Origin of the sequence: Methanovulcanius yangii (genome assembly GCF_018687785.1) — an archaeon.
Taxonomy (GTDB): Archaea; Halobacteriota; Methanomicrobia; order Methanomicrobiales; family Methanomicrobiaceae; genus Methanovulcanius; species Methanovulcanius yangii.
This window is the reverse complement of the sequence record NZ_LTBL01000001.1, coordinates 507,003-528,503: the sequence shown is the minus strand read 5'-3', so window position 1 is coordinate 528,503 and position 21,501 is coordinate 507,003. Positions and strand designations below refer to the sequence as shown.

Sequence of the window (21,501 nt, the reverse complement as noted above, 5' to 3'; positions counted from 1 at the left end):
ATATTCAACATTTCCGGGGAGTGGCACCATCGCCTGTGAATGCTCGCAGTGCGGCAACTGCTGCAGCCATATGCAGCTTGTTCACTGCATCACTGAAGACAGGGGCGACTACACCTTTGTCGTCTATAACTACTACTCCGGTGACGTAAAGGAGGTACGGGTCGACCCGGACAAGTATGCCCTCTATGAAGACCGGAGCAGTCTTGAAAATCTCCCGGAAGCATGCCCCTTTCTGAGATTTGACGATAGGGGAAAGGCATGGTGCACGGTCCACCTGACACGCCCCGACATATGCCGCGATTACTGTTGCTGGCGCCTGCTCATTCTCGACTCCGGTGGACGACGGGTCGGACGGGTATTATATCAGCGGACATTCATGGCGGACAATGACGCCCTCAGGAACCTGTGGGAAAGAATAAAACCGACGCTCACCGGCCTTGATGACCGGGAGTGGGATAAAACCCTCATCGATACGCTCATGGCATCGGGGTACCAGGTTCGCAGGTAATACCCGGCCGCAGGAAGCACCACTCCGTCCACCTCTACCCGGTTGTAGAGCCGCTCTCTCCCCGGTCTCTTCATATCCCCCCTCTTTTTCCTGAAGAAAAATTATCCCGACAGCCGTCCTTCGCCCCTTTTTCAGCCACCGGCGTTCCCCGTGACCCTGTGCAAAGATTAGGGCACTTCCGTCCCCCGCAAAAAACCACCCCACCCCGATCGGCCCCGGCACCATGCCATTCAGTCCATACGCCATCGCCCTTCCTTCGCAATCACCACCACATGCCTTCTCACCCCTTCCCCGAATCATCCCGGTTCACAGGTATGCAAAAACGATAAAACTATCCGGTTATTGTTATCGTTTACCACACGGATGTATTGGAGAATGAAGCCTGAGAATTCATACGCATCACTGAAGATAGAAAATATTGTGGCTTCCGGAAAGATCGCTGACAGCCTGGATCTCGATGATATCACCTCACGACTGGATACCTGCACCCTGGACAGAAAGAAGTTTCCGGGGGCCGTTTACCACATAGCGGACCCAAAGATCGTTGCACTTCTCTTCTCATCGGGAAAAATCGTCCTCACCGGTATTCACAACCCTCAGGAATTCACATATGGATGTGCAACCCTGAGCGAAAATCTGCGACGCATCGGGGCGACGCTGATAGATGCACCCAAGGTTGCCATTACCAATATGGTCTGCTCCTATGATACCGGCACGCCCATCAACCTCAATAAAATGATGCTCACCTTCAACCTGGAGAACATCGAGTATGAACCGGAACAATTTCCCGGACTTGTATATCGCCTCGAGGACCCGAACATCGTGCTTCTCGTCTTCTCCTCCGGTAAGATCATCCTGACGGGTGGAAAAAATATCGAAGATGTGAAGAGGGCAATCGATAGGATGATGCCAAAATTCATTGAGATCCAGTAGCCTCGCCTCTTTTTTTTGCCCGGAGCCGTGAGGCATTCACCAACCAATCACGGCACCGGAGTGGCCCACATTGTTATATATGAAGTATGAGAATCACCGCAATGTGATATACCATGGAGATGCTGACACCGCACACTCCCGCGCCAGACTTCTGCCTCCCTGATGCGAAGGGAACGGAGATCTGTCTCAGTACATTCAGGGGCAAATGGGTCGTCCTCTATTTCTACCCACGCGACAACACCCCCGGATGCACCCTTGAAGCAAAAGGATTTTCAGATGAGGTCGAGGCATTCAAAAATCTGGATGCCATGATCATCGGAGTGAGTAACGACTCCCCGGAAAGCCATGTGAAATTTATCGAAAAACATGATCTCAAGGTCCTCCTCCTCGCTGATCCCGCACACCGGGTCCTCGAAGCCTACCACGCATGGCAGCCGAAAAAACTCTATGGCAGGGAATTTCTGGGAACGGTCCGCTCGACCTACCTCATCGATCCCAAGGGAATCATCCGGGACGTATGGCCGAAAGTGAAGGTGACCGGTCATGTTGAATCTGTCCGGAAGCGGCTCGAAGAACTCCGGGTGGAATAACAACTCCCGCACCGCAGCGCCTACCCCCCGGAAACGGCATCTCATCAACCGGTTTCCGGGTAAAAATCCGTAACTATATTCCATCTCAGTCCCTTTTTTTAATGACAAAATATCACGAATACCGGACGGACCGATTTTCCCGGTCCGAATGGACGCCCATACGGTGGTATTCATGTCAAGAGGTAATCACATGGAAAACATCGATCTCGTATCAGGGGGCAAAAGGATGTTTCAAGGGGTTCAGATCCTTTTCGTGGCCTTCGGAGCACTCGTTCTGGTTCCACTCCTCACCGGACTCGACCCGAACGTGGCGCTGTTCACGGCAGGCCTCGGCACCCTGATATTTCAGGTAATCACCAGATGGAAGGTGCCAATATTCCTTGCATCCTCGTTCGCATTCATTCCAGCCATCACCTATGGAGTTGCAACATGGGGTATCCCCAGTACTCTCTGCGGTCTTGCCGCCGCCGGTCTCTTTTATGTTGTTCTCAGTTTTGTGATCCGATTCTTCGGGATCGATATCATCAACAGGATCTTCCCGCCGATCGTCGTCGGGCCCGTTATCGCCGTCATTGGCCTTTCTCTTGCACCCGTCGCGGTCAACATGGCAGTCGGCCTTTCCGGTGACGTGCAGGCCATTCCGGTGGAGACGGCACTGATCATTGCCGGAGCATCGCTTCTGACCACCCTTGCGGCATTTGTCTTCGGCAGGGGCTGGATCAAGCTCATTCCGATTCTCCTCGGCATTGTCGTCGGCTACACCCTCTCCATTGCCTTGGGCGTGGTGGACTATTCGTCCGTCGGAACCGCGGCATGGATTGCAATGCCCCACTTTGTCCTGCCCGAATGGAATCTGGCCGCCATCCTCTTCATCGTCCCGGTCGCCATCGCCCCGGCGATCGAACACTTCGGCGACATTCTGGCCATCGGGTCGGTCACCGGCAAAAACTACCTCAAGGACCCCGGCATTCACCGGACCATGCTCGGTGACGGAATCGCCACCTTCACCGCATCCTTCCTCGGTGGCCCGCCCAACACCACCTACTCTGAAGTGACCGGAGCCGTCGCACTGACCAAAGCCTATAACCCGATGATCATGACCGCAGCTGCAGTCTGTGCCATCATCTTCTCCTTCGTTGGAAAGATTGGTGCCTTCCTCCAGACGATTCCGGGGCCGGTGATGGGCGGCGTCCTCATCCTGCTCTTCGGCCTCATCGCGGGTCTCGGTATCAACCAGCTCGTGAGAAATCAGGTCGACCTGCACCAGGACAAGAATCTGGTGGTCATCTCGATCGTGCTCGTCAGCGGTATCGGCGGACTCTTCATCCCGCTCGGGGATTTCCAGCTTGCAGGTATCGGCCTCTCTGCAGTCCTCGGCGTCCTGCTCAACCTGATCATACCCGACCCGGTCCAGGCCGGAGGTGATACCGCGTGACCGTCACCAGGATCACGCACCCGGTCATCACCCACAAAATCAATTTATTGCGTGATATCACGACAAATTCAAAGGATTTCAGGGAGATCGTAACCGAGGTCACGTTTCTCCTCACCTACGAAGCGACCCGTGATCTCCGCCTGTCGAAGACAATGATTCCCGGGTGGCACGGCGGAGATCTCGAGGTCGATATGGTTGCGGACGAAGACCCGTCCATCGTGCCCATATTCCGGGCGGGAATTGGCATGCAGGAAGGATTCCTCTCGGTCTTCCCCACTGCAAAGGTAAGTTACGTCGGGTATTACCGGGACGAGGAGACCTTGGACCCGAAACTCTACTATGCCAAACTTGCAGAGCGGGCACAGGAAAGGACGAACTATGTCCTGGACCCGATGCTTGCCACCGGAGGTACCACATCCGCCGTCTGTAGCCTCCTGAAAAAAGCCGGCGTCAGGAAGATCAAGGTACTGTGCATTCTTGCGGCGCCGGAAGGCATCCGGAGAATAGAAACGGATCATCCCGATGTCGAGATCATTCCCGCAATGATCGACAGCCATCTCAATGAAAATGGGTATATCATGCCCGGCCTCGGCGATGCGGGAGACCGTCTCTTCGGGACGAAATAACTATTTTTCTTTTATACAGTCCATTATCCGGGCCCATTCCACAGCCTTCTCTTCGAGGCTCAGACGGGCATTTGCAGGGCTCGAGGATGGGAGAAAAAATATCCTGATATCCGCTCGTTCCATAACATCCGGCATGAGCCTTCGCATCCACCGTGTCGCACCCACCTTCCCGTTCAGGGCGATACATGCGATACTTGGATTGTTGTCAAGAACGTCTGCGATATTGTTCGCCCGGGGATTTCGTATCGACTGGTCGCAGCTTGCATGCCGCTCGCAGGTCGCAAGGACGTCCCAGAGGGCGATCCTCCGTTCCTTCAGGCCGGCGATCCGTTCGGTGTAGGACCCGTCTGCCGGCACCCCGGCAATCCGCTCCATTAACTGCCAGAAATGATTCCGCGGATTACCGTAATACTCCCCCTTTTGAAGGGATATCACACTCGGGCTGCTGCCCAGAATCAGTACAGCCGGACAGTCACCGATTACAGGGGGGAGACCACCGGTCCCTTCTGCACAGGATGCGGACTGTTTACTCCTCATCATACCTGACAAAATAGCATATTCCCCAGCTTTTCTGTTCACCGGGTTTCATTTCACGCAACTGTGATTCCGCATGACGGTAACAGACCACCTGTTTGCAGCATCCGAGGATCTGAACCCCGATTGCAGGTTCTCCACAAAATTCACAGACGGATATTTCTTTGGTCATATACTTACGCTGCTCCAACCTCTAACTCTATTAGGGTATCTCACGTAGTATTGGGACAACCGAACCATGAAAAACATTACGATCCGTGGAGCACGTGAGCACAACCTCCAGAATATCACAATAGAGCTCCCGCGCGACAAACTCATTGTAATCACCGGCGTCTCCGGCTCCGGGAAATCCACTCTTGCCTTCGACACCATCTATGCAGAGGGGCAGCGCAGGTACGTGGAGTCCCTCTCCTCCTACGCCCGCCAGTTCCTCGGCCTGATGAACAAACCGGACGTGGACTCGATCGACGGTCTCTCCCCCGCCATCTCCATCGAGCAGAAGACCACCTCCAAAAACCCGCGGAGTACGGTGGGGACCGTCACCGAGATCTATGACTACCTGCGCCTCCTGTATGCACGGATCGGCATCCCCTACTGCCCCGAGCACGGCACCAGGATCGAGTCCCGGTCGCCTGAAAAGATCGCGGACGCCATCTCTGCAGATTATGGCGATCAGGTGACGATTCTCGCCCCGGTCATCCGGCAAAAAAAAGGAACCTACCAGCAGCTCCTCCGTGACCTCGACAAGGAGGGGTATGTCCGTGCACGGGTGGATGGCCAAATCGTACGAACCGATGAGGAGATAACCCTCGAACGGTATGTGAAGCATGACATCGACGTGGTCATCGACCGCCTCAGTCCCGGCGACCGGTCCCGCCTCGTGGAGGCCGTCGAAGAAGCACTGAACAAATCCGGGGGCCTTGTCATCGTCATGGGGGGAGATGACGAAGATGAGCGGATGTATTCTTCCCATATGGCCTGTCCGGTCTGTGGAATGTCATTTGAGGAGCTCCAGCCCCGGATGTTTTCCTTCAACAGCCCCTTCGGGGCCTGCGAGGAATGCAACGGTCTGGGGTTCAGGATGGAATTTGATCCCGACCTCATCATTCCCGATCAGGAGAAGTCCATCTCGGATGGGGCCGTCGCCACCTATCGGAATTTCCTTGACGGCTACCGCATCCAGTATCTCGCGGCAGTCGCCGCCCACTTCGGGTTTGATATCTTCACCCCTATCCGCGATCTCACGGAGAAGCAGTATAATGCCCTGATGTATGGCTCCCCGGAGAACATCCGCTTCGACATGCGGATGAAGGACGGTGATGCGCACTGGTCCCATAAGGGGAAATGGGAAGGCCTCCTCCCCCAGGCTGAACGCCTCTACAAGCAGACAAAATCCGAATACCGGCAAAAGGAACTGGAAAAGTTCATGCGTATCTCCGACTGCCCCGCCTGCCACGGCCGTCGTCTCAAGGAGAAGGTACTCGCCGTCAAGGTGGGCGACAAGTCCATCGTGGATGTCACCACCCTCTCCATTACGGGATGTCTCGCATTCTTCCGCGACCTCGACCTTACGCCACGGGAACAGGAAATCGCCCGGCTGGTGATAAAGGAGATCAAATCACGCCTCACCTTCCTCGAACAGGTCGGTCTCGGATACCTGACCCTCGCGCGCAGTGCAGGCACCCTCTCCGGGGGTGAAGCCCAGCGGATACGCCTTGCCACCCAGATCGGTTCCAACCTGATGGGCGTCCTCTATGTCCTCGACGAACCCTCCATCGGGCTGCATCAGCGGGACAACCACCGCCTCATCGAAACGCTCCAGAAACTTCGTGACCTCGGCAACACTCTGGTCGTCGTGGAACATGACGAGGATACCATCCGCATGGCAGACTATGTCGTTGATATGGGGCCGGGAGCAGGAATCCATGGAGGGCGGGTCGTCGCAGAGGGTACCCCCGACGCAATAGAAAAGAACCCGGAATCCCTGACCGGCCGGTACCTCGCCCGGACGGAGATCATACCCGTTCCGCCTGTTCGGCGGACCACAGACCAGTATATCCACCTGACCGGCTGCCGCCAGAACAACCTGAAAGACGTCTCCGCAGAAATTCCCATCGGCCTTTTCACGGTCATCACCGGCATGTCGGGTTCCGGGAAGTCAACCCTCATATATGATACCCTGTACCGGGCGCTGATGAAGGAGATCCACCATTCCCGGATGCAGCCGGGCACCTACGACACGCTCACCTTCGACACGCCTGTCGACAAGGTGATCGTCATCGATCAAAGCCCCATCGGCAGGACACCCCGTTCGAACCCCGCAACGTATACGAAGCTGTTCGATGAGATCCGCAAGGTATTTGCAGAGACGAAGGAGGCAAAGATGCGGGGGTACAAACCGGGTCGGTTCTCCTTCAATGTGAAGGGCGGACGATGCGAAGGATGCTCCGGAGACGGCCTTATAAAAATTGAGATGAATTTCCTCCCCGACGTGTACGTGGAGTGCGAGGAGTGCAAGGGGACGCGGTACAACGCCGAAACCCTCGAGGTCAAATTCAAGGGAAAATCCATCGCCGAGGTTCTCGATATGACGGTCGACGAGGCATGCGAGCTCTTCTCCAGCATCCCGTCCATCATGAAGAAACTCGAAACCCTCCAGAAGGTGGGTCTCGGTTACATCAAGCTCGGCCAGAGTTCAACCACCCTCTCGGGAGGAGAGGCCCAGCGGATCAAGCTGACGAGGGAGCTCTCGAAACGTGCGACCGGGCAGACCTGCTACCTCCTCGATGAGCCGACGACCGGACTTCACTTTCATGATGTCAAGAAGCTGATATCGGTCCTGAATGAACTCGTGGAGATGGGCAATTCGGTCATCGTAATCGAACACAACCTCGATGTGATCAAATCGGCCGATCATATCATCGATCTCGGACCGGGAGGCGGCGACGGCGGAGGAGAGATCATCGCAACAGGTACCCCGGAAGATGTCGCCCGGACCCCCCGGAGTTACACAGGGCAGTTCCTGCGCCACATGCTCGAAGTACATGACTGACTACCGCTCCCTTCCCGATCTCCCCGGCTGCTACCTCTATAAAGACGACGACGGGACGGTCATCTATGTCGGCAAGGCAAAGAACCTGAAAAAGCGGGTAGCCAGTTACTTCACCAAATCGGATCACGACCCGAAGACCGCCGCCCTGATTCGTTCCATCCGTGACATCGACTATATCGTTACCGATACGGAAGTCGAGGCACTGATTCTTGAAAACTCTCTCATCAAACGGTATCGCCCGAAATACAACATCGACCTCAAGGATTCGAAGAGCTATGCATTCATCTCCCTGAGCGACGGCCCGTTCCCCCGCATCGGGATTGCCCGTGGGAAACAGGGGAGCGGAACCCGCTTTGGCCCCTTTGTCTCCGGAAAGGAGAGGGATCATGTTCTCCAGGTTGTGAAAAAGACGTTCAAACTTCGCTCATGCCGCAGAATGCCGAAACGCCCCTGCCTGCGCTACCATATCGGAACATGCAGTGCTCCATGCAAGGGAACGATCAGCGAAGAGACATATGCCATCCAGGTCGGACGGGCAGAGGAGGTACTGAAGGGAAATGCCGCCGGACTGATCCGTTCGCTGGAGGAGGAGATGATGGCACTCTCCCGGGATCAGGAGTTTGAACGGGCGCTGGACATTCGGGACCAGATACAGGCAATCCGTCATCTCTCCACCCGGCAACATATCGACCGGAAGAAGAGAACCGATGAGGATATCATCAGCTATACCGTCCGGCAGAATGTCGTCTACCTGATGCTCTTCTCCGTCTTCAAAGGAACACTCGGGGAAAAACAGGAATTTATCTTTGACTATAAGGACGGCGCAGTCGATGAATTCCTCGTCCAGTATTATTCGGAATACGAACCCCCATCCGAGCTCATCCTGCCGGAACCTCCGGAAGAGGCTCTCCAGGAGTTCCTCTCGGAACAGAAGGGCAGAAAGGTCCTTATCACCATCCCCCTGAAGGGAGAGAAGAAGAATCTCCTCGATCTGGTCGACAGAAACATCGAAACGGTCTTCTTCGGAGGAGAAAAGAAGGTGCTGTCCCTCCAGAAACGAATCGGCCTCCCGGACCCCCCCAATGTCATCGAGTGCTTCGACATCTCGCACCTCGCCGGTACCGCCATGGTGGGATCGATGGTGCAGTTCCGATACGGACGGCCGGACAAACGGAATTACCGGCGCTTTAAGATTCAGACCGTGGAGGGCATCGACGACTTTGCCGCCATCCATGAAGTGGTGAGCCGCAGGTACCGCCGTCTGGTCGATGAGGAAGAGGATCTTCCCGACCTCATCATCATCGACGGGGGAAAAGGACAACTCTCCTCGGCCGTTGAGGCACTCAACGAACTCGGGGTAAAGGTCCCCGTCATCTCCATCGCAAAACGGGAAGAGGAACTCTTCGTGCCCGGCTTTCCGCACCCTCTTCCGGTGAAAAAACATGACCCCGCCTCGCTCTTTGTCCAGGAGATCCGTGACGAGGCGCACCGGTTTGCAATAACCTATAACCGCCTCCTCCGTCAAAAGAAAGTGGGTGCATGACATCGTTTGAACTGGTCTCGGAGTTCTCGCCGAAGGGATCACAGCCGGATGCAATCAGGCAACTGACCGAAGGCATTCGAAACGGGGACCGGTACCAGACCCTTCTGGGAGTGACCGGGTCGGGAAAGACCTACACCATTGCCAATGTCATTCAGAACGTCCAGAAACCCACCCTCGTCCTCGCCCACAACAAGACCCTCGCGGCCCAGCTCTACAACGAATTTCAGGATTTCTTCCCGTCCAACAGGGTGGAGTACTTCGTCTCCTATTATGACTACTACCAGCCCGAGTCCTATATTCCACAAAAAGATCAGTATATCGAAAAGGATGCAAGCATCAACCCGAAGATCGAACAGATGCGCCTTGCCGCAACGGCATCCCTTCTCTCACGGGACGATGTCATCGTCGTAGCCTCTGTGTCGGCCATCTACGGTCTCGGCAACCCCGAGAACTTCGAGAAGCTCGGATTCGAACTGAGTGTCGGGGAACCTGTCGACCGAAGGGAGATTCTCTCACGCCTCATCGACATCCAGTATGAACGCAATGACATCGAACTCCTACCCGGGAGATTCCGGGTCAAAGGGGACACGATTGATTTCATCCCCGGCTACTTCAACAACATCATCCGCGTCGAACTCTTCGGCGATGAGATCGACCGGATCTCCGAGATCGACCGGACCACCCACGAACGGCTCGAGACCATGTCGTATTTCTTCGTCTATCCTGCCCGCCACTATGTCATTCCCGAGGAGGAGAAGGCGGGGGCCGTCGAGGAGATTCGAAAGGAACTGGAGGAGACCCTGCCGCTGCTGGGTCCGTTCGAAGCCCACCGACTCAAACAGCGGACCCTCTACGACATCGAGATGATCGAGGAGACCGGCTATTGCAAGGGCATCGAGAACTATTCACGGTTCTTCGATCACCGGCAGAAGGGGGAAAAACCGTTCTGCCTGCTGGACTATTTCCCGGATGATTTCCTGATGGTCATCGACGAGAGTCACCAGATGCTGCCCCAGGTACGCGGCATGTTCAACGGCGATTACTCACGGAAGAAAACCCTTGTCGATTACGGCTTCCGCCTCCCCTCCGCCTATGACAACCGCCCGTTGAAATTCCATGAGTTCGAAGAGTACATGCGCCAGGTGATCTTCGTTTCTGCCACCCCCGGCGAGTATGAGCTTCGCCACTCCGGACATCCCGTCGAACAGATCATCCGTCCGACCGGTCTCGTCGACCCGGAGGTGGAGGTTCGTCCGATTGAGGGGCAGACGCAGAATATTCTCGCGGAGATCCACTCCATCATCGAACGGGGAGATCGAATCCTCATCACCACGCTCACCAAGAAACTCGCCGAAGAACTTACCGAGTACCTTGCAGGGCAGGGCATCAAAACCAGGTATCTCCATTCGGATATCAAGACCATCGAACGGATGGAGATCATCCGTGAACTCCGGCTCGGCACCTTCGATGTCCTCGTCGGTATCAATCTCCTCAGGGAAGGACTGGACATTCCGGAAGTCGGCCTCATTGCCATTCTCGATGCGGACAAGGAAGGATTTCTCCGTGATGCACGATCCCTCATCCAGATAATTGGACGGGCAGCCCGCAACGAGAATTCAAAGGTGATTCTCTACGCCGATGAAGATACAGATTCGATGAAACGGGCTATCGCTGAGACCCGTCGGCGCAGGGAGATGCAGGTACAATTCAACCGGGAGCACGGCATCGTCCCCCGCACCATCCAGAAACCCATCCGGGAAAAGGAGGTCGAGATCACCGACACCCGGCACCTTCCAAAGGCGGAACTCCCCAACCTCATCATAGAACTGGAGGCGGAGATGCAGGCGGCGGCGGAACGACTTGATTTCGAGCGGGCTATTGTACTGCGGGAACAGATTCGGCGGCTGCAATCGGATATTACGGATTCCTGACGGTTCCAGCGAGGCTTCTGACCAATATCAGCCCCTCGCGGAATTCATCGATATACTCCTGCATGGAGAGGCTGCCCTCCGGAAACGGGCAGTCATCGTCATACATCCGCTCAATGGTCGGAACCGTCGGGTAGAGTGTTACGGGAATGCCGGTCTCCTCCACAGCCCGGATCATCGCTTCCCGGAAGATACCGATACAATAGGCAATACGGTGATCATAGATATCCCGCGTCTTTTCCAGATATCCCCTCAGCCGGTAGGTCTCGATCTTCAGGAAATCCATTTTGATCCGCGGATCCGGGCATTTCCCAAGCATATAGTGGTACTGGGCATAGGGGTACATCAACTCCAGCTCGGCAGGGACGGTCCCGCATGTCCCGAAGATGGTTACGTGATAGTCGGCATCTTCGAACACCTCACTGAATATCTTCCTGAACAGTCGGTGACTGGGAGAGGAACTGTACGGTTTTCGTACCGCGCAGGGGATAAATATCCCGATCCTGCGTGGTTCAACCTCATATTCTTCAATGATATACCGGTAGGCATCCTCGAACTCAGGCATATAAAACGGCGGGCCGTGCAGCAGCAATGAAGGCGTTCTCTGTGTATCCATGATATCCCGTTCTCTTCGTTTTGGAAAGGACCATACTATTATTGTATCAACGGTCGCAATTTGTTTGGTTTATGCATATCTCGAAGCATGAGGATTACCTCGAGGCTCTTCTGACTCACAATATTTCTTCCCTTGACGAGAAGAGCATTGGTATACTGGCCGAGACTCTTGAACGGTCCGAAGAACAGGTAGTCTCCGATCTCCGCCACATGGAGGAAGAGGGCGAACTTGTCATAGAAGACAACACCACCATCCGCCTTACTGACGAGGGGCGGCGCAGAGGGGAATGCGTACAGAGGAAACACCGGGTTCTCGAGTCATTTCTCACAGAAATGCTGGGCATCGATCCGGAAAAGGCATCCCGGGAGGCATGTGCTCTGGAGCACAACGCCTCAAATGAAACCATCCGCCGCCTCCAGCACCACCTGAAACGGCACACGATGCCGCCCTCCCATGGGCACTTTATGCATCGCCGGGGCGGATGCAGATTCGATATCGATCTCCCCACCCTGAAGGAATTTCATGAAGGCGACCATCTGCGGGTGCTCATGGTCGGCGGCCCGAAACGGGCAAGCAGGCTCAATGACATAGGTATCATCCCCGGTGAAGAAATTATCATCAGGAGACGGCTTTCCAACGGAGCTCTCGTTGTTGAAATAAAGGATAGCGATATAGCAATCAGTCCGGAAATTGCCTCTACAGTCTTTGTGGAGAAACTTTCATGAAGATCGGATTGATCGGCAATCCCAATGTCGGCAAATCCCTGATCTTCAACCAACTCACGGGAATAGGTGTTGAAATAAGCAATTTCCCCGGGACTACCGTCGATCTCTTCTCCGGCAACGTCTGCTACCAGAGGGAGATGATCGAGGTGACGGACTTCCCGGGCATCTATTCACTCGACGGCACCTCCGACGAAGAAATTCAGGTGAGAAATCATCTCCTCTCCAGCAACCTCGATGCCGTCGTTGTGGTGCTCAATGCCATGCAGCTCGAGCGCAATCTCTATCTTCTCCTCCAGTTTGCGGAGTATACCATCCCCGCGGTCATCGTCGTCAATATGATGGATGAGGCAGAAAAAGAGGGAATTGAGATCGACTTTGCGCATATGGCGGACATCTTCGGCTGCAACATCATCGCGACGGCGGCAAACGAAGGAAAAAATGTAGGGGACATCATCCCCTGTGCCCTCTCAGGGGCGTGCAGGATCAGCCACAAGGTCCCCTTTGACCGGCATATCGAGGCCGCCGTCAGAAGTCTCGGAAAACTTACCGGATGTTCGCGGCTGGAGGCACTCTATGCCCTGCAGGGCCTTGGAGAGAACAGCGAGCTCATAGAAGCAGCCCAGACCATCAGTGACGAGATCGAAGAACAGCACCGAATGTCCGTTCAGCAGATCATTGCCACCAACAGGCATAATGAAGCGGCAAAGATCGCCGAATCCATCGTTACCACCAGACATCCGCGGCAGCGCATTGATATCGACAGCATCCTGACGCGTGCCTTCCCCGGCATTCCGATCATGATTGCCATTCTCTTCTCCCTCCTCCTGACGGTCTTCTTTGTCGGTTCATGGATGGAAGAACTCATCGTTGAATTCTTCGACATCTACTTCATCACCCCTCTTTTGGCGGCAGGTCTTTCACCATTCTGGGAACAGGTGCTCTTCTCCCTTGTCATCGCCATACAGGCGGGTCTGGGAATCGCCTTTCCCTTTGTCTTTACCTTCTACATCCTCATCTCGATTCTCGAGGATACCGGGTATATGACCCGTGCGTCATTCCTCGCCGACCGTGCCATGCACAAGGTGGGCATGCATGGTCAGGCGCTCATCCCTCTGGTGCTCGGCCTTGGCTGCAATGTCCCGGCAATCATGAGTATCCGACAACTGTCAAAACGGGAACGTGTCATCGCCGCATTTCTGATTACAATGGTTCCCTGTTCCGCACGCACGGTTATCATCGCCGGTATTGTTGCGGTATTTGTGGGGATCGGCTGGGCATTTTCCATCTACCTGATCGTATTTCTCCTGATCATACTGACCGGGCTGGTTCTTACCCGGTTTACTCCCGGTGAACAGTTCGGCATGATTCTGGAAATGGCGCCTCTTCGAAAACCGGATCCCAGACAGTCCCTGAAGCGTGCATGGCTGCGGATGAAGGAGTTCCTCTTCATTGCGATGCCGATCCTGATTGTCAGCAGTATATTCCTCGGCATTCTCCAATATACCGGGACCATACAGGCGTTCCAGGACATATTTGCATCATTCATGGAAAATGCCCTCGGACTTCCGGATTATGCATCCACCGCACTCATCTTCGGGATTCTCAGAAAAGAGATGGCATTCGAGACGCTGGCAGTCCTCGCGGGGACGGCCGATCTCGGGGCGGTCATGACCGGAATACAGCTCTACACCTTTGCAATCGTCAGCGTCCTCTTCGTCCCGTGTATATCGACGATTGCAGTCCTGTACAGGGAAATGGGAATAAAGATTGCCTGTCTGGTATCTGCATATACCCTTCTCCTGGGTATGGGAATTGGCATCCTCATCAACATCCTCCTTCCCCTTCTTTGATTCGGGGAGAAGGATTTTTCATCTCGTATTCCATTCAGGAATGAGGAGATACGAATATGCCCGAAGATCCATCCCTGATGATTGTCATGTCCACCGCCCCTGAACATGTGGCATATGACATCGGACACGCCCTTGTCAATGAACATCTGGTAGCCTGTATCAATCTCATCCCGGTACGATCAATGTATATCTGGGAGGAGAATTTCTGTACAGAGCGCGAACTCCTGATGATGATGAAAACAACCCCTGAAAAATTTTCCGAGATTGAGAATCGGATACGGACCCTGCACCCGTACGATGTGCCGGAAATTCTGGGAGTTCCGGTGTCGCAGGGAACGGAGTCGTATCTGGCGTGGGTGCTTCAGAGCGTCTCGGAACCACCCGGGGGGCGGGACTGAACATCAACCAGTTCAAGGGTATAGATCAGGTCCTTTCCGGCATAGGGATGGTTGGCATCCACCACAATTTTCGTTGCCTTCACTTCCCTGACCACTGCGTGGGTCTTTTGGCCTGACGGCAGGGATATCACAACGATTTGGCCGGGTTCCGGTTCCTCCTTGAGAGAGAGGGTCTTTTTCTTCAGGGTAAATATCAGCTGTTTCCTGTATTTCCCGTATGCCTGATCGGCACTCAGCCGAACCGTGCGGACATCCCCGGAGGAACACCCGATTACGGCTTCCTCAAAGAGGGGATTGATGGTTCCCTCTCCAATAACGACAGTCTGCGGATTTCCCGGGCGGGAGGACTCGAGAACATTCCCTTCCATATCCGCCGTGGTAAAATGGACCCGTACCGTATCCCCGAACCTGGCCTTTACCCCGTCCATTCTGCCACCCATTCGTTCTTAGCTGCCATCTTCGGCATTCTTTTCCAGCCCGACAAGCTCCATATCAAAGTTCAGGTCCTGTCCGGCGAGGCGTGGATTAAAATCAACCATTACCGTTGTTTCATTCACCGACACAACTACGACACGATATGTTGAGCCACCGCTTGTAAGAGTGTATTCATCACCCGTCTGAGGGCTACTTCCATTTCCAAACGACTCACGCGGGAAAGGCAGAATCAGGTCGGGGTCAGGGTACCCGTATGCCTCTTCAGGTGTCAGATGAATCGTCTTTGTGTCGCCGACGGCCATCCCGACCACCGCAGCATCAAACCCTGCAATCATCTGCCCTGCGCCGACGACGAATTCAATGGGTTGGCCCTTTGCATACGAGTTATCAAACTCTTCCCCGGAATCCAGATATCCACGGTAATGCACCTGAACCAGATCACCATTTTCTGCAGTCTCTGCGGCCGGGGCATCCTGCGTCGTACATCCTGCACATACGATACCAAGGGCAATAACAATCCCGAGCAGGAGCCAGGGAGGTATTCGTGCAATTCGGGTATTCATGAAATCTCCTCATATTCTGCTGCAGCATCATCGCCGTTCGCTCAGCAGTCATGCATTATTGGGGCATGCACTTTCTTGAAGGTATGCCACCACCACGGGTAAGGCCGCCCGGTACCGGTCCACATTTCTACAGAGTGGAATCCGGCATCTCTGCCGGATTCAGGAGCACGGACATCTTCTCTCCCGAGAGTCCGACCGCCGCAAGAGCACCGATGATCCCGTTTCCCCCGGCAAGGAGAATGGAGCACTCTCCTGCGACATCGAGTGCTTCTTCCCGCGTTACAAGCTCCCTGCGTGCCAGAAGACCAAATCCCCGGAGTTGTCCGGGAATGGAAAACCCTTTTTTTACGGCAATGCCCCACTCCCGTGAGAGCGACTGGTTGCGAACAAAGCGGAGAGCCCGCTCAATCACCCGGTCGACATCTTCCGGTCTGACCGCCACCTCGATAAAACTGCAGGAGTTGCCGGTGGTGCAGATTTCAGGATTCGGAACAAGCATCGCAACCTTGTGCCCAATTGGATAGACCCTTCGCATCTTTCCGAGGTACTGAATCAGACCGAGGGCAAGGGCGAAGGTCGCCCCCCCGTCCTTCGAATCGGTATCATCCACCCCGATGATCAGATGTGTGAGGGCACGGGTCATCACCTCCCCTTCAACAATCCCCTCCGTACTCCCCACGCGCACATCGCAGACACCCTCAGCCATGGCCATCATATCGGTCAGGGAATAGGCCGGACCGCCCACGCTGCTGATACGCTGGATAATGAATCCGTTTTCCCGACGGACTCCAAGCACTCCCACCGCTGGAAGCGGATAGAGGCCGATCTCAGCATCGCTGTCCCCTATCCGTGCGTATTCGACAAGAAGCCGCCCTTCGAGGCCGATTGTCTCGATTGCCCCACCTGCACAGGTATGGTGATATGCGCAGAATGCGGCGCACCCCGTGCTCATGCACTGGTGAAAGATGGCAACCCTGTCCCCATCGACCGTCGTGAAGATTCTCCTGCACGCAGGCGCCAGTTTTGCACTCAGGATCTGGTATTTTGCAGGAAAACGCCCTTTTTTTTCTTCCTTTACCACAACGCACTGCTCGTTGATGAGCCGGGAAACCCAGTCCTGAACCGTGCTCCGGGGGATCTCAAGGGCTTCTGCGATATCGTTCACCGTAAAATAGCCGTGTTCGAGGGTAAGATCCCTCATGATGCTCAGAAGTTCTCTTCTCTTCTCAAGAACGCCCGCCATGGCAATCACGTATGAAAAGGAGATCGGAAATGACCGCACTTGCGGTCTCGAGAGACCCTGCGCCTTTTCCGATAAGGGTAATCTCACCCGCCATTTCCGTGTCGATAGCCACTGCGTTCAGGGTCTCCTCGACCACCAGCGGATGAGACTTCGACACAATGCGGGGAGAGACTCTCAGGATATTCTCGGCCGGAATAATCTCGCCGATGAGCCGGATCGTGAGATCCTGCTCCTCTGCAAGTGCAATGGCTGCGGTTGTCACCCCGTCGATTCCGGTGATGTCGACATCATCCAGGGTCTTTTCCATCCCCCAAACGGCATTTGCGAGGATCACGAGTTTGATGGCCGCATCGATTCCCTTGACATCGTAGGTTGGATCCGCCTCTGCATACCCAAGTTCCCGTGCCTCGAGAAGCGCCTGCTGATAGGTGAGCCCCTCTTCGGCCATCCTCGTCAGGATGTAATTGCAGGTGCCGTTAAAGACACCGTACAGTTTTGTGATGGTATTCCCTGCAAGCCCGGACTCGATGGTGTGCATGATCGGAATTGCACCACAGACGGTCGCTTCATATCGGAAATACGCCCCATTCTCTTTTGCCAGTCTGTGCAGCGACTGAAAATCAAGCGCAACCGGGCCCTTGTTCGAGGTAACCACACTCTTTCCCCGGGAGAGTGCTTCCCGTATATACCCAAGGGCCGGTTCCCCGGTTTCGGCATTTGTCGGCGACACCTCAATCAATATATCATAGACATCGGAGGCCAGAATCTCGGCGGCGGTCACCCCGGCCGTACCGCACATCCCGGTCCGTTCTTTCTGGTCAAGCATCGGGGCGATGTCTATTCCCGAGGGTTCAATCCGACCGCTTTTCGAGTCGGCGACGGCGGTGAGCGAGAACCCAAGGTCCTGCTCCATGACTGCACGTGCAATTCCCTTCCCCACCGAACCAAGACCGAGCATCGCAATTCTAATCATACGTCCTCCAGCGGTTCAATGATGAGAAATTCCTTCTCACGCGCCACTTTTCTGAGGATGTCGAGTGCACGATTGATATTTGCAAGGCTATCGGATTTTATTGTCATTTTTGTGGATGAAGGCTCGGTAATCGCAGGCATAATCATGGAGAGGGCATGAACTTCTGCAAACCCGGTAGAATCGATCTTGTCGATCGTATCGCTGATATCCGTATGGATGAGATGGCCGATAAGGATCACGGAACGCCGGACGAGCAATCGTTCCTCGCCTATCCTCAGCACATTGACACCGCGGTCACGGAAACTGGCAAGAAGTGATTCAAGCGATCCTTCAGGGATTTCACAGAGGATCTGCACATCCAGAACGTCACTTTTCACCGCGGGATCACGTTCATGGATTACCGAGAGGATATTTCCGCCGATCTCCGATATCGGCTGAATGACCGCGACCAGTTGCCCCGGAGAATCCTTCATCTCGAGTTTCATCGACACCTGCACTGAAATGCACTCCTGAAAGTACTTCAACTCTGAAAGAGATAAGTCTTTTACAACGTCGTACGGGGGCTGGCAGGAGGAGAGTGAAGATATCCGATCCTGACATGTATGCATATGAACGAAATGAAACGGACACTGGTCATCGGATGCGGGAACCCTCTTATGGGCAATGACGCTGTTGGACTTCGGGTTATTGAGGCACTTGAAGGGCAACGCCCCGATATCGCCACCAGCGAGGGCGGTGTCGGGGGGTTGGGCCTGATTCCAATGATGGAAAATCATGAAAGGATTATCATCGTCGACGCGATGTCCGGATACGCTGCAAATAAAGGGGAGATCAAAGTATTTAACACCCCGCCGGATAACGAGACGTTTCCTCTTTCCCTTTCAGATATAGGAGTCCTCGATACCGTTGGAATAGCAAAGGAAATGGGAATATCGACCGAAATAATAATAATTGGCATCGAGGGGGGCCACATAGACCATTTTTCCGACATTATGGACCCTGATGTTGAAAATGCGGTTCCGAAAGCGGTTAAAAAAATTGAGGACCTGATTGATAATCAGACATCCTGATTATTTTTTGGACCCTGCAGCACCGGTGACGATCGGGAGGGCGTCGGCCACATCCTTGATGAGTTCGCCGGGGATTCCCATGACCATCAGTTCATCGTCAATACCGGAGAATTTCCGCGAGCCGTCACACCCAAGGGAATAGTTCACTTTGCCGGTCATGTACGGATAGGCACATGCATCGGCACAGACCGACTGAATTCCGGCCATGTTGCTCTCCACACGGCCGCCGGTTTTATAGAGAATTGCCTGGGCAATCTTGAGCATGACAAATGGCTGTGCCAGAATGACAACGACATGAGGATCGAAGGGCGTCTTCTCAAGCGGTGCATAGACGGTCGCATAGGTACTCACTTCTTCGGTCGCCGGAGGGTGTACATGCGGAACAGAATCGATGGTGCGCATGCACGCGGCCCATGAATTGAACTTTCCAAGTTTGAAATAAAATTCTCCGGATTTCAGAGTTGTCGTCAGTTCTTTCAGACCGAGAGCCCATGCCCCTCCCATGCACTGGTGTTTATCGGCACGGGCATACATGATACGACCTTCATTCTTTGCGAGGGTTACCATCTGACAGTGGCGGGCCGCTTCATCGGTCTCCGGTACACCAACCGGGATCCCCTCTTCATTCTTGGCAAATTTTATTGCAACCGGTGAACCGGATATACCGATATCCTTGAACATTTCCGCAACAGCGGCATAATCAATATCTGTTTTCATCTCGTCAATCATGAGAAACCTCCATTCATTCACTCATGCAGAGCTTCGCCTGCAGGTAGTGGTTAGATTGAGACAAAAATATGATAAATATATCTTTCAACCCAATATGGCATCTAAAGGCGGCGCAGTTTCCGGTCCACCTTTATGAAGAAATTCTTTCCTCCGTCGACGAATATCGCCGGTTCGGGAGATTCCTCCACCCTGACCACCGCCCCGTTCTCCAGTTCTCCGGCCGGCTGCCCATCAAGGACCAGGCTTGCCGGTTTGTCGCTCTCAAATCCGATTTCGAGGGAGCGATCCGCCGAGATGAGATGAGGTCTGGATGAAAGCATATACGGGGCAAGGGGTACGAGGAGATACCCCCTGATTCTCGGATCCACGATCGGGCCTCCCGCACTCATCGCATAGGCGGTCGAGCCTGTCGGCGTTGCAAGAATGATTCCGTCTGAACGGAAGGTTTCTGCTGCGATACCGTCAACCAATACGGTAAACATCAGCATCTTCGCAGGACGTTCGGTGACAATGACCGCCTCATTCAGGGCATCGCCCATATAGTTGCCGTCAATTGAAAGACGGATGCGCATCCTTCTTTCAACGGAAAATCCCTCCCGTGCAATCCGGCGCAGGTAGGCAGGAGCCTCCTGGGCTTCGAGATCCGTCAGAAACCCCACCCTCCCGAAATTGACGCCGATGAGCGGAACCTGCGGGGAGAGATGACGTACGGCATGCAGAACCGACCCGTCCCCCCCTATGACGACGGCCATATCCGGGATACCGGCCCCCCCTTCCTCCGAGCCTCCCGGTATGCCCGCATCTCCTGCATAGTCAACCCCGACATCATGTCCGTCCCCCCGAAGCACACTGGCCAGATCAAAGGCATACCTGATGGCGTCCGGTTCGTCGGGACGGGGGATACAGTTAATTTTCATGGTATACCTCCAGTACATCCATAATGCCGGGGTGAAGATGTCCATTTGATGCGACAAGCCGGGCACCTTCCCTTACATCTCCCGAATACCTGATTTCTCCACTGTCCGGAGCGCTAACCATTCCTCCGCTCTCCTGACAGATCAGGATACCTGCTGCAGCATCAGTAATTCTCAGGCTTCCCCTGAGATCCACGAATGCATCAATCCTTCCCGCACCAACATACGCAAGTTCAAGAGCCGAGGCACCCATCAGTCTCCACCTCCGGATTTTTTTCCCCAATCCCATCAGTGACTCGGGATGATATCGTCTTCCATACAAGGAAACCGTCGCCTCTTCAAGGTTTCTGGTTTCCGATACCCGGATACTACTCCCGTCGAGCCAGGCCCCCTTCCCGTAAATGGCGGTGAAGGTCTCGTGGTGCGCGAGATCACGAATAAATGCTTCCTCAAGATGACCATCAACTTCCCGCGCTATCGAGAGAGCATAATACGGAATTCCGCGGATGGCATTGGACGTGCCATCAATGGGATCAACGATAACCGTTCCCTCACCCGACGGCATTTCACATCGTCCGGCCTCCTCACTGATGACGTTCGCACATATCTCATTCTCTCTGAGATATTCAAAAATAACATCCTCTGCGACCTTGTCAATATATTTGGTCGGTGTTCCGTCCGCACCCATTGCAACGAACGCCGATGCACGGGAATTCCCTGAAAGACCGCTGATCGCTTCCTCCACCATATCTGCCATCTCAGCGCAGGAGACCAAAAATTGCATTGAATCCACTCGAGGTAGTATGGACCTTACCAGTGTATTTATTTAACTTTAT

Annotated in this window: 22 protein-coding genes; 12 read left to right on the top strand and 10 right to left on the bottom strand. The window is 54.4% G+C overall.

Annotated features, from left to right (window positions below; all coding sequences use genetic code 11):
- Window positions 1-70 precede the first annotated feature (70 nt).
- The 5 genes from AZH53_RS02715 (at window position 71) to upp (ending at window position 4,092) form a co-directional block, all read left to right on the top strand.
- Window positions 71-508, top strand: a complete 438-nt coding sequence (locus AZH53_RS02715; RefSeq protein WP_406600368.1) for a YkgJ family cysteine cluster protein — start codon at window positions 71-73, stop codon at window positions 506-508.
- 375 nt (window positions 509-883) lie between these two features.
- Window positions 884-1,441: a TATA-box-binding protein gene (locus AZH53_RS02710; RefSeq protein ID WP_319642013.1), complete on the top strand. Its 558-nt coding sequence runs from the start codon at window positions 884-886 to the stop codon at window positions 1,439-1,441.
- A gap of 113 nt (window positions 1,442-1,554) precedes the next feature.
- Window positions 1,555-2,031, top strand: a complete 477-nt coding sequence (locus tag AZH53_RS02705; RefSeq protein ID WP_319642012.1) for a peroxiredoxin — start codon at window positions 1,555-1,557, stop codon at window positions 2,029-2,031.
- A 226-nt stretch (window positions 2,032-2,257) separates the two neighbouring features.
- Window positions 2,258-3,466, top strand: coding sequence for a uracil-xanthine permease family protein (locus tag AZH53_RS02700; RefSeq protein WP_319642011.1), 1,209 nt, complete (start codon window positions 2,258-2,260; stop codon window positions 3,464-3,466).
- The gene (gene upp / locus AZH53_RS02695) at window positions 3,463-4,092 is read left to right on the top strand and encodes a uracil phosphoribosyltransferase (protein ID WP_319642010.1); all 630 of its coding nucleotides are present in this window, start codon (window positions 3,463-3,465) and stop codon (window positions 4,090-4,092) included. Before AZH53_RS02700 ends, upp begins: the two co-directional genes overlap by 4 nt.
- Here upp and AZH53_RS02690 read toward each other — a convergent pair whose 3' ends face one another.
- On the bottom strand, window positions 4,093-4,629 hold the full coding sequence (locus AZH53_RS02690; protein ID WP_319643629.1) for a DNA-deoxyinosine glycosylase: 537 nt from the start codon (window positions 4,627-4,629) through the stop codon (window positions 4,093-4,095).
- Between the two features lie 235 nt (window positions 4,630-4,864).
- On the opposite strand from AZH53_RS02690, the gene uvrA reads away from it, so the two are divergent.
- Genes uvrA through uvrB form a run of 3 tightly spaced genes read left to right on the top strand, consistent with a single transcriptional unit; the run spans window position 4,865 to window position 11,152 of the window.
- Window positions 4,865-7,678, top strand: coding sequence for an excinuclease ABC subunit UvrA (gene uvrA, locus AZH53_RS02685; RefSeq protein WP_319642009.1), 2,814 nt, complete (start codon window positions 4,865-4,867; stop codon window positions 7,676-7,678).
- Complete coding sequence (uvrC, locus tag AZH53_RS02680) at window positions 7,671-9,221, top strand: excinuclease ABC subunit UvrC (RefSeq protein ID WP_319642008.1); 1,551 nt, start codon at window positions 7,671-7,673, stop codon at window positions 9,219-9,221. The genes uvrA and uvrC overlap by 8 nt, the downstream gene beginning before the upstream one ends.
- Window positions 9,218-11,152 carry an excinuclease ABC subunit UvrB gene (gene uvrB / locus AZH53_RS02675; RefSeq protein WP_319642007.1) on the top strand — a complete coding sequence of 645 codons (1,935 nt, stop codon included), beginning with the start codon at window positions 9,218-9,220 and terminating at the stop codon, window positions 11,150-11,152. Before uvrC ends, uvrB begins: the two co-directional genes overlap by 4 nt.
- Here the strand turns inward: uvrB and AZH53_RS02670 are convergent.
- The gene (locus tag AZH53_RS02670) at window positions 11,139-11,714 is read right to left on the bottom strand and encodes a DUF5591 domain-containing protein (RefSeq protein ID WP_319642006.1); all 576 of its coding nucleotides are present in this window, start codon (window positions 11,712-11,714) and stop codon (window positions 11,139-11,141) included. The genes uvrB and AZH53_RS02670 overlap by 14 nt on opposite strands.
- Before the next feature lie 122 nt (window positions 11,715-11,836).
- On the opposite strand from AZH53_RS02670, the gene AZH53_RS02665 reads away from it, so the two are divergent.
- Genes AZH53_RS02665 through cutA form a run of 3 tightly spaced genes read left to right on the top strand, consistent with a single transcriptional unit; the run spans window position 11,837 to window position 14,738 of the window.
- Complete coding sequence (locus AZH53_RS02665; protein ID WP_319642005.1) at window positions 11,837-12,490, top strand: metal-dependent transcriptional regulator; 654 nt, start codon at window positions 11,837-11,839, stop codon at window positions 12,488-12,490.
- Entirely contained in the window at window positions 12,487-14,340 is a 1,854-nt protein-coding gene (feoB, locus tag AZH53_RS02660) for a ferrous iron transport protein B (RefSeq protein WP_319642004.1), read from the top strand. Before AZH53_RS02665 ends, feoB begins: the two co-directional genes overlap by 4 nt.
- A 56-nt stretch (window positions 14,341-14,396) precedes the next feature.
- On the top strand, window positions 14,397-14,738 hold the full coding sequence (gene cutA, locus AZH53_RS02655) for a divalent-cation tolerance protein CutA (protein ID WP_319642003.1): 342 nt from the start codon (window positions 14,397-14,399) through the stop codon (window positions 14,736-14,738).
- On the opposite strand, the gene AZH53_RS02650 is transcribed toward cutA, so the two are convergent.
- The 5 genes from AZH53_RS02650 to AZH53_RS02630 all read right to left on the bottom strand — a co-directional run bounded on the left by AZH53_RS02650 (window position 14,702) and on the right by AZH53_RS02630 (window position 18,437).
- Complete coding sequence (locus tag AZH53_RS02650; protein ID WP_319642002.1) at window positions 14,702-15,166, bottom strand: FKBP-type peptidyl-prolyl cis-trans isomerase; 465 nt, start codon at window positions 15,164-15,166, stop codon at window positions 14,702-14,704. The genes cutA and AZH53_RS02650 overlap by 37 nt on opposite strands.
- Before the next feature lie 18 nt (window positions 15,167-15,184).
- Complete coding sequence (locus AZH53_RS02645; protein WP_319642001.1) at window positions 15,185-15,736, bottom strand: FKBP-type peptidyl-prolyl cis-trans isomerase; 552 nt, start codon at window positions 15,734-15,736, stop codon at window positions 15,185-15,187.
- Window positions 15,737-15,863: 127 nt separating this feature from the next.
- On the bottom strand, window positions 15,864-16,979 hold the full coding sequence (locus AZH53_RS02640) for a helix-turn-helix domain-containing protein (RefSeq protein WP_319642000.1): 1,116 nt from the start codon (window positions 16,977-16,979) through the stop codon (window positions 15,864-15,866).
- Window positions 16,963-17,949: a homoserine dehydrogenase gene (locus AZH53_RS02635; RefSeq protein ID WP_319643628.1), complete on the bottom strand. Its 987-nt coding sequence runs from the start codon at window positions 17,947-17,949 to the stop codon at window positions 16,963-16,965. The genes AZH53_RS02640 and AZH53_RS02635 overlap by 17 nt, the downstream gene beginning before the upstream one ends.
- Window positions 17,949-18,437 carry an ACT domain-containing protein gene (locus tag AZH53_RS02630; protein ID WP_319641999.1) on the bottom strand — a complete coding sequence of 163 codons (489 nt, stop codon included), beginning with the start codon at window positions 18,435-18,437 and terminating at the stop codon, window positions 17,949-17,951. Before AZH53_RS02630 ends, AZH53_RS02635 begins: the two co-directional genes overlap by 1 nt.
- A gap of 123 nt (window positions 18,438-18,560) precedes the next feature.
- Here AZH53_RS02630 and AZH53_RS02625 point away from each other — a divergent pair, with 123 nt between their 5' ends.
- Window positions 18,561-19,022, top strand: a complete 462-nt coding sequence (locus tag AZH53_RS02625) for a hydrogenase maturation protease (protein WP_319641998.1) — start codon at window positions 18,561-18,563, stop codon at window positions 19,020-19,022.
- Here the strand turns inward: AZH53_RS02625 and AZH53_RS02620 are convergent, their stop codons facing one another.
- The 3 genes from AZH53_RS02620 to AZH53_RS02610 all read right to left on the bottom strand — a co-directional run bounded on the left by AZH53_RS02620 (window position 19,023) and on the right by AZH53_RS02610 (window position 21,449).
- Window positions 19,023-19,751: a DUF169 domain-containing protein gene (locus AZH53_RS02620; protein ID WP_319641997.1), complete on the bottom strand. Its 729-nt coding sequence runs from the start codon at window positions 19,749-19,751 to the stop codon at window positions 19,023-19,025.
- Between the two features lie 101 nt (window positions 19,752-19,852).
- Window positions 19,853-20,668 (bottom strand): NAD(+)/NADH kinase, encoded by an 816-nt coding sequence (locus tag AZH53_RS02615; protein WP_319641996.1) that lies wholly within the window; start codon window positions 20,666-20,668, stop codon window positions 19,853-19,855.
- Window positions 20,658-21,449 carry a bifunctional fructose-bisphosphatase/inositol-phosphate phosphatase gene (locus AZH53_RS02610; RefSeq protein WP_319643627.1) on the bottom strand — a complete coding sequence of 264 codons (792 nt, stop codon included), beginning with the start codon at window positions 21,447-21,449 and terminating at the stop codon, window positions 20,658-20,660. The genes AZH53_RS02615 and AZH53_RS02610 overlap by 11 nt, the downstream gene beginning before the upstream one ends.
- Window positions 21,450-21,501 lie beyond the last annotated feature (52 nt).

Excerpts from the sequence above, each read along its gene's own strand:
- AZH53_RS02670 (WP_319642006.1), bottom strand. The coding sequence starts at position 11,714 with ATGCCTGAGTTCGAGGATGCCTACCGGTATATCATTGAAGAATATGAG.
- AZH53_RS02715 (WP_406600368.1), top strand. The coding sequence starts at position 71 with ATGCAGCTTGTTCACTGCATCACTGAAGACAGGGGCGACTACACCTTT.
- AZH53_RS02640 (WP_319642000.1), bottom strand. The coding sequence starts at position 16,979 with ATGGCGGGCGTTCTTGAGAAGAGAAGAGAACTTCTGAGCATCATGAGG.
- AZH53_RS02710 (WP_319642013.1), top strand. The coding sequence starts at position 884 with ATGAAGCCTGAGAATTCATACGCATCACTGAAGATAGAAAATATTGTG.
- uvrC (WP_319642008.1), top strand. The coding sequence starts at position 7,671 with ATGACTGACTACCGCTCCCTTCCCGATCTCCCCGGCTGCTACCTCTAT.
- cutA (WP_319642003.1), top strand. The coding sequence starts at position 14,397 with ATGCCCGAAGATCCATCCCTGATGATTGTCATGTCCACCGCCCCTGAA.
- AZH53_RS02610 (WP_319643627.1), bottom strand. The coding sequence starts at position 21,449 with ATGCAATTTTTGGTCTCCTGCGCTGAGATGGCAGATATGGTGGAGGAA.
- AZH53_RS02665 (WP_319642005.1), top strand. The coding sequence starts at position 11,837 with ATGCATATCTCGAAGCATGAGGATTACCTCGAGGCTCTTCTGACTCAC.
- feoB (WP_319642004.1), top strand. The coding sequence starts at position 12,487 with ATGAAGATCGGATTGATCGGCAATCCCAATGTCGGCAAATCCCTGATC.
- AZH53_RS02705 (WP_319642012.1), top strand. The coding sequence starts at position 1,555 with ATGGAGATGCTGACACCGCACACTCCCGCGCCAGACTTCTGCCTCCCT.
- AZH53_RS02700 (WP_319642011.1), top strand. The coding sequence starts at position 2,258 with ATGTTTCAAGGGGTTCAGATCCTTTTCGTGGCCTTCGGAGCACTCGTT.
- AZH53_RS02690 (WP_319643629.1), bottom strand. The coding sequence starts at position 4,629 with ATGAGGAGTAAACAGTCCGCATCCTGTGCAGAAGGGACCGGTGGTCTC.
- AZH53_RS02620 (WP_319641997.1), bottom strand. The coding sequence starts at position 19,751 with ATGATTGACGAGATGAAAACAGATATTGATTATGCCGCTGTTGCGGAA.
- uvrA (WP_319642009.1), top strand. The coding sequence starts at position 4,865 with ATGAAAAACATTACGATCCGTGGAGCACGTGAGCACAACCTCCAGAAT.
- AZH53_RS02615 (WP_319641996.1), bottom strand. The coding sequence starts at position 20,668 with ATGAAAATTAACTGTATCCCCCGTCCCGACGAACCGGACGCCATCAGG.
- uvrB (WP_319642007.1), top strand. The coding sequence starts at position 9,218 with ATGACATCGTTTGAACTGGTCTCGGAGTTCTCGCCGAAGGGATCACAG.
- AZH53_RS02625 (WP_319641998.1), top strand. The coding sequence starts at position 18,561 with ATGAACGAAATGAAACGGACACTGGTCATCGGATGCGGGAACCCTCTT.
- AZH53_RS02645 (WP_319642001.1), bottom strand. The coding sequence starts at position 15,736 with ATGAATACCCGAATTGCACGAATACCTCCCTGGCTCCTGCTCGGGATT.
- AZH53_RS02630 (WP_319641999.1), bottom strand. The coding sequence starts at position 18,437 with ATGAAACTCGAGATGAAGGATTCTCCGGGGCAACTGGTCGCGGTCATT.
- AZH53_RS02650 (WP_319642002.1), bottom strand. The coding sequence starts at position 15,166 with ATGGACGGGGTAAAGGCCAGGTTCGGGGATACGGTACGGGTCCATTTT.